The sequence below is a fragment of the Kitasatospora sp. NPDC001095 genome (genome assembly GCF_053598615.1).
Window position 1 is genome coordinate 1 of the sequence record NZ_JBSFKQ010000141.1, and the last position, 1,552, is coordinate 1,552.

1 protein-coding gene is annotated in these 1,552 nt (G+C 72.0%); it reads left to right on the forward strand.

All coding sequences use genetic code 11. The features are described 5' to 3' along the window. A partial coding sequence (locus ACWDBB_RS36170; RefSeq protein ID WP_449793648.1) for a beta-ketoacyl synthase N-terminal-like domain-containing protein occupies positions 1-1,552 on the forward strand: 1,552 nt, incomplete at both ends.

The following is a 1,552-nucleotide window of genomic DNA, read 5'->3' on the forward strand; positions in this document are numbered from 1 at the left end:
CCCCCATCAACTGGCGCCAGTACTACACAGCCACCACCCCCACCACCCCCCTCCCCACCTACCCCTTCCAACGCCAACGCCACTGGCTCGACACCGACCTCCCTGCCACACCGCACGAGGTCGCTCCCCCGCCCACCCGGAACGCGGACGAGAGCGAGAGCGAGAGCGAGGTGGCGCCCGCTGCCGGGAGTCCGCTCGCCCAACGGATCGCCGGGCTTCCGCAGGCCGAGCGCGAGCGTGTCCTCCTGGAGCTGGTTCGGACGAACGTGGCCACCGTGCTCGGCCACGTGACGTCGAACTCCATCGACCCCAAGCAGACGTTCAAGGAACTCGGCTTCGATTCCCTGGGAGCGGTGGAGCTGCGACAGCTGCTGAACTCCGCGACGGGGATGAACCTCTCGTCGACGCTGGTCTACGACCACCCGAGCCCCACCGCGCTCGCCGAGCACCTGCGGGCATCGCTCACCGGCAGTCCGGCCGGACAGCGGGACGTCACCGCCCCCGGGCTCTCGGACGAGCCGATCGCCATCGTGGGCATGGCCTGCCGCTACCCCGGCGGGCTCACGTCCCCGGAGGACCTGTGGCAGCTGGTCGACGAGGCGCGTGACGCCATCTCCGGACTGCCCGTCAACCGCGGCTGGGACGTGGACGAGCTGTACGACCCGGTGCCCGGCCGCCCCGGCAAGACGTATGCGCGGCACGGCGGCTTCCTGCACGACGCCGACGAGTTCGACCCCGCCTTCTTCGGCATATCCCCGCGCGAGGCCGCGGCCATGGACCCGCAGCAGCGGCTGCTGCTGGAGACCTCCTGGGAGGCGCTGGAGCGCGCGGGCATCGCCCCGACCTCGCTCCGGGGGACCACGGCGGGCGTGTTCGTCGGCGCCATGTCGCAGGACTACGGCCCGCGCCTGCACGAGCCCGCGGAGGGGTACGAGGGGTACCTCCTGACGGGCAACACGGCGAGCGTCGCTTCCGGACGAATCGCCTACACGCTCGGTCTTCAGGGCCCGGCGGTGACCATCGACACGGCGTGCTCGTCCTCGCTGGTGGCCCTGCACCTGGCCGCGCAGGCGCTGCGGCAGGGTGAATGCCGCATCGCCCTGGCCGGCGGCGCAACGGTGATGGCGTCGCCCGGCATGTTCGTGGAGTTCAGCCGCCAGCGCGGCCTGTCGGCGGACGGCCGGTGCAAGGCCTTCTCCGCCGACGCCGACGGCACGGCCTGGGGCGAGGGCGTGGGCATGATCGCCCTGGAGCGGCTGTCGGACGCGGAGGCCAACGGCCACCGGGTCCTGGCCGTCATCCGCGGCAGCGCGATCAACCAGGACGGCGCCAGCAACGGCCTGGCGGCACCGAACGGCCCCTCGCAGGAGCAGGTGATCCGGCAGGCCCTGGCCAGTGCCCGACTGGAACCCTCCGACGTGGACGCAGTCGAGGCCCACGGCACCGGCACCAAACTCGGCGACCCCATCGAAGCCCAGGCCATCCTCGCCACCTACGGCCAGAACCGACCCGCAGACCACCCCCTGCACCTCGGCTCACTCAAGTCCAACAT